At 55.1% G+C, this 9,078-nt stretch carries 10 protein-coding genes and 1 other RNA gene; 1 reads left to right on the top strand and 10 read right to left on the bottom strand.

Features of this window, described 5'->3' with window-relative positions; translation table 11 throughout:
• The 3 genes from VU18_RS06690 to gpsB all read right to left on the bottom strand — a co-directional run.
• A partial coding sequence (locus VU18_RS06690) for a class I SAM-dependent RNA methyltransferase (protein ID WP_047757876.1) occupies nt 1–1,094 on the bottom strand: 1,094 nt, incomplete at its 3' end.
• Nucleotides 1,095–1,241: 147 nt separating this feature from the next.
• Nucleotides 1,242–1,638: RNase P RNA component class B (gene rnpB / locus VU18_RS17265), an RNA gene on the bottom strand.
• Nucleotides 1,639–1,737: 99 nt separating this feature from the next.
• Nucleotides 1,738–2,034: a cell division regulator GpsB gene (gene gpsB, locus VU18_RS06685; RefSeq protein WP_011231037.1), complete on the bottom strand. Its 297-nt coding sequence runs from the start codon at nt 2,032–2,034 to the stop codon at nt 1,738–1,740.
• A gap of 64 nt (nt 2,035–2,098) precedes the next feature.
• Between gpsB and VU18_RS21060 the strand changes: the two genes are divergently transcribed.
• Nucleotides 2,099–2,227: a hypothetical protein gene (locus VU18_RS21060; RefSeq protein ID WP_255351080.1), complete on the top strand. Its 129-nt coding sequence runs from the start codon at nt 2,099–2,101 to the stop codon at nt 2,225–2,227.
• A gap of 42 nt (nt 2,228–2,269) precedes the next feature.
• Here VU18_RS21060 and VU18_RS06675 read toward each other — a convergent pair whose 3' ends face one another.
• The 7 genes from VU18_RS06675 to VU18_RS19575 form a co-directional block, all read right to left on the bottom strand.
• Entirely contained in the window at nt 2,270–2,515 is a 246-nt protein-coding gene (locus VU18_RS06675) for a CotD family spore coat protein (protein ID WP_014195684.1), read from the bottom strand.
• Between the two features lie 210 nt (nt 2,516–2,725).
• Nucleotides 2,726–2,860 (bottom strand): hypothetical protein, encoded by a 135-nt coding sequence (locus tag VU18_RS21055; RefSeq protein ID WP_011231035.1) that lies wholly within the window; start codon nt 2,858–2,860, stop codon nt 2,726–2,728.
• Nucleotides 2,861–2,953: 93 nt separating this feature from the next.
• Nucleotides 2,954–4,219: a ribonuclease H-like domain-containing protein gene (locus VU18_RS06665; RefSeq protein ID WP_011231034.1), complete on the bottom strand. Its 1,266-nt coding sequence runs from the start codon at nt 4,217–4,219 to the stop codon at nt 2,954–2,956.
• A gap of 83 nt (nt 4,220–4,302) precedes the next feature.
• The gene (locus VU18_RS06660) at nt 4,303–6,579 is read right to left on the bottom strand and encodes a DEAD/DEAH box helicase (RefSeq protein ID WP_047757838.1); all 2,277 of its coding nucleotides are present in this window, start codon (nt 6,577–6,579) and stop codon (nt 4,303–4,305) included.
• Nucleotides 6,580–6,824: 245 nt separating this feature from the next.
• A complete protein-coding gene (locus VU18_RS06655; protein ID WP_025039208.1) occupies nt 6,825–7,610 on the bottom strand; it encodes an IclR family transcriptional regulator in 786 nt (261 codons plus the stop codon).
• A 175-nt stretch (nt 7,611–7,785) separates the two neighbouring features.
• Entirely contained in the window at nt 7,786–8,574 is a 789-nt protein-coding gene (locus tag VU18_RS06650; protein WP_011231031.1) for a fumarylacetoacetate hydrolase family protein, read from the bottom strand.
• A 6-nt stretch (nt 8,575–8,580) separates the two neighbouring features.
• Nucleotides 8,581–9,078, bottom strand: a 498-nt coding sequence (locus VU18_RS19575) for a malic enzyme-like NAD(P)-binding protein (protein ID WP_304413649.1), incomplete at its 5' end; no start/stop codon positions are given.

The following is a 9,078-nucleotide window of genomic DNA, read 5'->3' as shown; positions in this document are numbered from 1 at the left end:
TGGGTTTCAATAAAGCCGTTAAACAGTTTGCGCCGCTTCGTCGCCGGGCGGCCGTAATGCGTTTCAAAACCGCGGTGGGCGGTTAAAATGTACACCGACCACGTATCCAAGGCGGCGAAGGCGCGGCCGATGGCGCGATAGAGCGCTTCGACCTCCCGTTGTTCGCCAAGCCGTTCGCCGTATGGCGGGTTGCCGACGATCACCCCGTATTGTGCATCGGTCCGAAACTGCTCGGCGCGGCCCTCCCGAAAAGAAATGAGATCGGAAAGCCCCGCTTCGGCTGCATTCATCTTGGCGATCTCGACCATGTGCGGGTCAAGGTCAATCCCGCAAATATCAAGCGGTTGGTCGTAACGCGCCATCTGTTCCGCCTCTTGGCGCGCCTCTTCCCATACCGATTCCCCGATCCACGGCCATTGCTCCGAGACGAAATCCCGGTTAAACCCTGGGGCGATGTTTTGGCCGATCAGCGCCGCCTCAATGGCAATCGTGCCCGACCCGCAAAACGGATCGACGAACGGGCGCTCGGGCGTCCAATTGGTGAGCAACACTAAGGCGGCCGCGAGCGTCTCTCTTAGCGGCGCCTCCCCTTGGCGAGCACGGTAGCCGCGTTTATGCAGCCCGGCGCCGCTTGTATCGATCGTCAACGTAGCGATATCTTTGTGAAGCGCCACCTCGATCCGATACAACGGCCCGGTTTCCGGGAACCACGACAAATGATAGCGCGCTTTTAAGCTTTCGACGACTGCCTTTTTCACAATGGCTTGGCAGTCGGAAACGCTGAACAGCGTTGATTTGACCGACTTCCCGATCACCGGAAACTCGGCATCTTTCGGCAAGTAATCGGCCCATGGCAACGCCTTCGTTTGTTCAAACAACTCCTCAAACGTCGTCGCTCGAAACTCACCGACTTTCAGCTTCACGCGGTCAGCGGTGCGCAGCCAAAGGTTGGCCCGGCAAATGGCGAGCGCATCGCCTTCAAACGTCACTTTGCCGTTCTCCACTTGGCACTCATAGCCAAGCCGGCGCACTTCTTCCGCGACGACTGATTCGAGCCCCATCGCGGCCGTGGCAATCAGCGAAAACGAAGTCATCCTGTTCCCCCTATCTGATAGATGTATGTATCCTCATTCATGGCCTATACTTCCATTATAGTCATATGGAAGGAAAACACACAAAAGAGAAAGCCCTCCTTCCTGCAGGAGGGCTTTCCCACGATTCCAATCACCGCGTTAATCATGTTCTGTAAGCCATGTTCTGTACCTTCGTACTGCAAGCGGCTTTCGCCTCGTACTCCGGCGGTAATCATCTATCTACAGGCAGCGTACGCCGCCTGTCCTTCCCTCCGTTCATTTCCTTCGGGAAGGTGCCCCTACCATCATTTGGGTTTCTCGCTCGTGGGGTTTACCGCGTTCCACCTCTAAGGTTTCCCTTAGAGCTGCGTCACTGTGGCACTTTCAGGGTAATCGAACCATATCCGCATGCGGACGTAGGTTCTTTCCCCGCCGTCAGCCCAGCCGAAGCCAGACTGCCCTAGCTTATGGATTCGCTAGGCACGAACACTACGGGCATCTCAGCACCGTGCGAGCATGGACTTTCCTCTACGGCCGAAACCGGCCGCAGCGATTACCCGAACATGATTAACGCTGCGAGCATCTTACAGTATAGCTGATCTTGGTGTGAGAATCAAGAAGAAAAAATTAGAAATCCCTGCATCAACTTCGCCCTGCCGGCTGGTTATTCATACAGTTTCCGGCCAAACACATGCTTTTCTAAGTTGGAAAGGCGCTGCAAAATGTCGTAGTTCGTCGTTCCCGCCGACATCGCCGGCCGTTTTTGAAGCTCCTCGACTTGCCGCTTCAGCCGGGCGTTTTCCTGGCGCAACTCGTCAATTTCTTGCTGAAATGCTTCATAATCTTTAATAATGAGATCCAAAAATTGATCCACTTCGTCTTGGTTGTACCCCCGTATGCTTACCTTAAATTCCTTTTCTAAAATGTCTTTCGGCGTCAGTTTCACTTGATGGGCTGACATGGCTTTTCACCTCAATCCGCATTCAACGATCATCTTCTCTTTATTTTTTCAGAAATTCAGCCGGTTGTCAATTGACGGTTGGCTTGCCGCATCGATCGGGAAGCCGCATGGCGCCCACGCAGACTTCCCGGCGGCGCCGAAACGCCGTCCTCCCGCCCAAACGCCGCCGGCTGCCGGCGTTTTCCATCCGTAAAAAAACAGAAGCCGACAAAGCGGCTTCTGTTTTTGGCCCTTACTATCGCAGCGGAAACGGCGGAAATGGCATCGGTCCCGGACCCGGGCAGTACAGATGGCGATTGGCAGCCTGAGCCACCGCCGATTCCGTATGCGGGAAATAATGTTGATGTTCATACAGGTGATGATAAACATGCATCGTATGCGATGGATGGATATGCGGCACAATCGTTGCTTCGAAATGATGCAAAACGTTGCAACGAGGCGGATGAACGATCGGCGCCGTTACATTCGGCAGGCAATGCATCATATTCCTCTCCTTTCATCAATTTAGGCTGTTGCTTGACAATACTAGCCTATGATGAACGGAGTGGACTCGTACTAGTATAAACACCCATTTTGAAGAGCCATTCGCGCCAACAATCTACCGGCTCTCTCGCTCCGGTGCTTCGGACGTTTTGGCATAGTCATTCGTCTTTTTGAATCCGTTATGCGGCGCCGGCCTCTCTGACGTTCATTAATAGATATAATTGAACACGACAAACGTCAAACCGACGACAATAAAAAAGAGATACAAAATTTTTTTGTACATGCTCCGCATCGTCTTCTTCTCCCTGCCATCGTTTTCGTTCATTCCGATGCCATTGTACACGTTTTTTCTTTTTTCTACAAGATTCACAACAAAAAGACGAAACATTTTCGTTTTCTGTCATATTTTGCGCTTGCCAGGGAAATGGACGAGTTCTCACCCGTTTTTCTTGCGTTCAAGCCGCGCGAGCCTCCTGCGCCATTCCGCTTCTTCTTTCTCGCTATGTTGTCGGCTCATCCTAGCGAGCGACCGCCACGCTTCATATGCCATAACGGCATAACGGTGCGCTTCGGCCGCATCCCGGAAATAATGTTCATACACCTTCGCCAGTTCAAGCCCGGCCTTCGCCTTCCAATAGCCATTTCCGTGGATAAACAAGTCGCGCCAAAGGAGAGCAGCCTCTTCATATCGTTTTTCTTTTCGGTATAAAAGAGAAAGCTGCCATTTCGCCGTCTGTGCTTCCTTCGCCCCTTTGCCGCTCGCCTCCTCGTACACCCCCCTTGCCGCCGCTGTTTCCCCGACCGCTTCGAACCAACGGGCGGCGGCCAACTGCTCCTTGGGGTCAGCGAGCCGGTCCGCTTCAAGCAGCTGAACGGATAGGTGAATGTAGAGAGCAATGAGCGACAACACGTCGCGCTCGTTATGGCGCAATACTGGCATGAGCCGGTCTGGATGGGGCGTTTGCAAAAACTCCTTGTACATCATCGGCGCCAAAAAGCCCGGCACATCATCGCCCCGCTCGACATAGAGAATGTGCCGCTCCACTTCCGAAAGGCGCAGCGAATCCAATTTGTCTTTCCATAAGCGGCGGGCGGCGTGATACAAATCAAAATGACCGAACGCTGGCAGTTTTGGCACCATGTTGCGGACAAGCGCATGGCGCGTTTTCAGGCGCGGCCAGTCGAACGCTTTTCCATTATAGGTAACAAGCGTCGTATAATCGACGTCAGACAAAAAACTTTGATAGAGCGCCACTTCCGCCCCTGGGTATGGCAGAAGGTGCTGGCGGATGGTGACGAAATCGCCAAGAATGCGGGCGTGGCCAAGCAAGAACATGATGTTTCCCGCCCCGCTTGAAAGTCCCATCGTCTCCGTGTCAAAAAAGAATAAGTCGCTAACGGCAAAGCCGCGGCAGGAGAGCGGATGGGAAAACGGCGCTTCCTGCCATCTTTCGTGCACTTCATACAGCGCTCCGAGCCGATAGCGGCCGTGCTGATAGTCAAGCGGATACACCGTTTCCCGAATGAGGCAGTAATCGCCGGCAAACCAATACGGCTTGGCGCCGTACTCCCGCCAAACGTCGGCATACGGCACGTCCGTCACAGGTCGTCCGTCCGGTTTCTCCTCTTCTTTTTCTTCATCGTTCTCCTTTTTATGCCGGGCGGCAAGCAATTCTTTCCATTGCGCCAACTTCGGCTTCATCCGTTCACCCCCTCCTTGCTTGACGTCGGCTTGCTTCTATAAGTTGATTCTCCCACACTCGGCAAAAACACGCATGACGACGCTTAAACGGACGGACCGGCCCAAACGGCAAGTTGTTCGTCCAAAAACTGGACAAGTTCGCGCTTCAACGACGGTCCGTCAGCGCTTGAAATGCCGATGCACGATGGGCAGCCGTCCGCACACGGGCAGCGTTCGACCCATTCTTTCACATGTTTCATGATCTCTTCATACCGTTCAAACACCGCCTCCGACAGGCCGACTCCGCCTGGATAGCGATCATAAAGGAAAATCGTCGGCCGTCCGGAATGCGGCGCCTTAAGCTGCGGCACGACGTGAAGATCGGAGCGGTCGCACATGACAAACACCGGCACGAGATGACCAAGCACATTGGCGATGCCGACAAGGAGTTGTTCAAACAGCGCCGGGGAAAACCGTGACGGCACCGCCTCCCACTCGATCCACGCCGCCGACGTATGAAGCGTTTCCTCCGGAAGGCGGATCGGCCCTGATCCGATGTTTTCAAACGTCGACAGCTTCAGCTTTTTAAAAATCGTCGCCATCGCTCGGACCGATACATCACCGTAACGCACCGCCATTTGTCCGCGCGTTTCGCTCCGGTCTTCCGACAGCACATCAAGCCGGACAGCTAAATTGGCGTCCGTAAAATATTCAACATCGACTTGGCGGACGTACGCCTTTTTCTCCTCCCAGTCGAGCTTTTCAACTTGGTATTGTGCTCCTTCGTGCAAATAAATCGCTTCATCATGAAGCAGCGTCATCGCGCTGAAGCGGTCCATTTCGCCGATGACGCGATGGTGGGCGGTGTCGGAAATATCGATGATGACGACGTTTTCCTGAGCCGCGGAGCGCAAACTGATATCATGCGCGGGAAACGCGTCGCTCATCCAGTGCCAGCGCCCAGCGCGTTCGTTTAGCACCCCTTGCTCGGCCAAAAAGTCGAGCACCTCTTCGACCTCGACGCCGCCGAACGTCTCGCCGCGCCGGAACGGAAGCTCATAGGCGGCGCATTTGATATGATCGACCAAAATGAGCAGATTGTCCGGGTTGATGCGCGCCGCCTCCGGCGAGCGGGCGAAAAAGTATTCTGGATGGGAGATGATGTACTGATCGAGGGGGCTTGCGCTTGCGATCATCACAACGAGCGAATCGCCCTGGCGCCGGCCGGCGCGCCCGGCTTGCTGCCACGTGCTGGCGATCGTTCCCGGATACCCTGTTAAGATGCACGCTTGCAATTGGCCGATATCAACACCGAGCTCGAGCGCATTCGTGCTCACCACACCGATAATCTCCCCGCTGCGCAACCCTTTTTCAATGGCGCGCCGCTCGTTCGGCAAGTAGCCGCCGCGGTAGCCGCGGATCGTCGTATCGCCGATTCGTTCGTTCACCACCGCCTGCAAATGGCTTAAAATCAACTCGACACGGACGCGGCTGCGGGCGAAAACGATCGTCGGAATGCGGTTGACAAGCAGCTGTCTTGCGAGCTCAACGGCCGTTTTTGTCGCGCTTTGGCGGATGTTCATCGTCCGCTCGACAACCGGCGGATTGTAAAACACGAAATATTTCCGCCCGCGCGGCGCCCCATTGTTGTCAATAAGCGCCACCGGTTCACCGATCAGCCGCTCCGCCAACTCTTTCGGATTGGCGATCGTCGCCGACGTGCAAATAAACGTTGGTCGACTCCCGTAAAAGGCGCAAATGCGCTTTAAGCGGCGGATGACGTTCGCCACATGGCTGCCGAATACGCCGCGGTATGTATGCAGTTCATCGATGACGACGTAGCGCAGCTGTTCAAAAAGAGAAATCCATTTCGTATGGTGCGGCAAAATGGCCGTATGGAGCATATCTGGGTTGGTGATGACAATATGGCCCGCTTGACGGATTTTTTGCCGCAGCGCCGGCGCCGTGTCGCCGTCGTATGTATGGCTGTAAATCGACACCCCCATCTCGGCGATGATCTCGTTTAGTTCATTTTTTTGATCTTGAGCGAGCGCCTTCGTTGGAAAGATATACAGGGCGCGGATCGATGGCTCTTTGGCAATGGCATCGAGCACCGGCAAATTGTAGCAAAGCGTTTTCCCTGAAGCGGTCGGCGTCACGGCGACAATGTTCCGCCCGCTTTGGACCGCGTCATAAGCGGCCGCCTGGTGCGTATACAACGAAGCGATGCCGCGCGCTTTGAGCGCCGCGCCAAGCCGCGGATCGAGTTCGTCTGGAAACGGAACGAAATTCGCTTCTTTCGGTTCGATTTCATGCCAATGCACGACATTCGGATCTTGGCGAAGCTGTTCGATCCATTCCGACAGCGTCTGTTTTTTCACGTCGCATATCACCTCGTTTCTATTTTACATGCATTCCGTTTGTTTGCACTACAAAAAACGCCCACCAAGAGGCAGTCCTCTCTCGTTTCAAACTGGCAGACAACCGATATATCGGAGCCGGCCGAACGACAGAACGTTCGATTGTATCTGAACGGTTTTGGAAAAAGGATGCCTTCCTCTCATCTTCCCCGCCAAGGCGGCATCCACATGGGTCATTCTTCTTGGCACAAAAAAACGTCCAGCCGCTACAGCTGGACGGAATGGGCTCCACGATAGCCGAGCCTTGCCGACAGTTCTTTGCCGATCTGTCGCATGCGCACAGTGAGCGATGTGATGCGGTCGTCCGTCATGCGGATCGTCGGGCCGGAAACGCTGATCGCCGCGACGACGCCGCCAGTATAGTCAAAAATCGGAACGGCAACACATCGGATACCGTACTCGTTTTCTTCCAAGTCAAGCGCATACCCGTTTTGCCGGACGGTCTCAAGTTCGCGGAAAAATGCCTCGCGGTCGGTGATCGTCCAATCGGTATGCTTCGGCAGTCCTTTCCGATCGATGATCTCCGAAGCCACCGCGGGCGGCAAATGGGCTAAAATGGCCTTGCCGACCGCCGTGCAATGCATCGGAGCCCGCTTGCCGACTTTGGAGTGCATGCGCAGCGTCTCCGTTCCTTCCAATTTTTCAATATAAATGACTTCCCCTTGATCATAGACGACGAGGTGGATGACCTCGTTCGTTTCTTTTTCGAGCTCGCGCAAATATGGCTTCGCCTCTTGGCGCAAATCGATCGAATCAAGCAGCTTTGAGCTGAGCTCTAAAAACTTGTAGCCGAGCTTATACCGCTCCGTTTCCGGATGTTGTTCGATATAGCCGTATTGGGCAAGCGTCGTTAAAATGCGGTACACCGAACTTTTGTTGATGTCCATTTGTTTCGCGATTTCCGTCACGCCCAGCCCGTCCTTTTTCGTGCTGACGATTTCGATAATTTGCAGCGCCCGGCGGACCGATTTGACCGTGTTTTCTCGTTCCATCGCATTCACCTCGATTTGTTCTCTCCGCTCGCCATTATACACGAACAGCCGGGCTTTTGCAGGCGGGAGAGCAGCGCAGGCGCGCATGGCAGCGAGCGCCGCCTTAACGGACGGAACGTATTCACCGTCAGGACGCGCCTGATGCCTTGTTTGGCCCAGAGATGCCGCAGGTTCGTTATGAACGTTGGATGGAAACGGCTGGCGCTTTGGCGGCGACGAACGTATTGCGGAGCGTGCCGATGCCGTCCACATCGCATTCAATGACCGTCCCCGGGCCGACAAGCTCGGCGCCGACCGGGCTTCCCGTCAAAATGACGTCGCCCGGTTGCAGCGTCATGACATGAGACAAATACGAAATCATTTTGCTGATGGAAATGATCATCAGCTTGGTCGAGCTGTTCTGCTTTTCTTCACCATTGACCCGCGCTTTCACCGATACAGCCCGAGGATCGAGCTCTGTTTCAATGACCGGGCCGAGCGGTGTAAACGTATCGAACGATTTTCCGATCGTCCAATGGCCGTCCGGGTGGAAAAACTGAGGCGCGGTGACATCGTTGGCGACCGTATAGCCGAAAATATACGACCACACGTCTTCTTCGCTCACCTGTTTTGCCTCTTTGCCGATCACAACCGCCAGCTCGGATTCAAATTTCACTTCACCAACCCCGCTCGGAATGACCACCTCCGCTTCCGGCCCGACGACCGACGAGGATGGTTTAAAGAAAAAGACAGGAATATCTGGCAGTTCCACCGGCAGCTGTTCACTGGAGGCCACATAGTTGGCGCCAATGCCGATCACATGGCGCGGCGCAAGCGGCGCCACGAGCGAAACGCGATCATAGCGAAATACGTTTCCCGTATAATCCCAAGCGGTGAACATATTTCCTTCGATTTCGCGGATCACTTCACCGTTCACCACACCGGCGCGAATCGCGCCATCAGCGAGAAAACGGGCAAATTTCATCGATGGCTACCCCTCTCTGACACGATTTTGTTCCTCAACTTTTTCCTTGACTCGAGCCACCCCGGTCTCCATGGCGGCACGGGCGACGGCGGAAGCGACGGCCTCGACGACGCGCCGGTCAAACGGGTTCGGGATGACATACTCTTCCGTCAGCTCTTCCGGCTGGATGAGCCCGGCGATGGCTTCGGCAGCGGCAATTTTCATCGCCTCATTAATTTGCGTCGCCCGCACATCGAGCGCGCCGCGGAAAATGCCAGGGAACGCCAACACGTTGTTCACTTGGTTCGGCAAATCCGACCGGCCGGTCGCGACCACGGCGGCGCCGGCGGCTTTTGCCTCATCCGGCATGATCTCAGGCACCGGATTGGCCAAGGCGAATACGACCGCCCCGCGGTTCATCGTCCGAACCATCGCCGGCGTCAACGCCCCAGCAACCGAGACACCGATAAACACATCCGCGCCTTGAATGACGTCCGCAAGCGTCCCGGAGATACGGCGGTGATT

The organism is Geobacillus sp. ZGt-1 (genome assembly GCF_001026865.1).
Lineage (GTDB): Bacteria > Bacillota > Bacilli > Bacillales > Anoxybacillaceae > Geobacillus > Geobacillus thermoleovorans.
Note: the sequence above shows the minus strand (reverse complement) of the source record. Positions and strands in the feature narration are given on the sequence as shown.

Excerpts from the sequence above, each read along its gene's own strand:
- VU18_RS06655 (WP_025039208.1), bottom strand. The coding sequence starts at position 7,610 with ATGGAACGAGAAAACACGGTCAAATCGGTCCGCCGGGCGCTGCAAATT.
- VU18_RS06665 (WP_011231034.1), bottom strand. The coding sequence starts at position 4,219 with ATGAAGCCGAAGTTGGCGCAATGGAAAGAATTGCTTGCCGCCCGGCAT.
- gpsB (WP_011231037.1), bottom strand. The coding sequence starts at position 2,034 with ATGTCAGCCCATCAAGTGAAACTGACGCCGAAAGACATTTTAGAAAAG.
- VU18_RS06675 (WP_014195684.1), bottom strand. The coding sequence starts at position 2,515 with ATGCATTGCCTGCCGAATGTAACGGCGCCGATCGTTCATCCGCCTCGT.
- VU18_RS06650 (WP_011231031.1), bottom strand. The coding sequence starts at position 8,574 with ATGAAATTTGCCCGTTTTCTCGCTGATGGCGCGATTCGCGCCGGTGTG.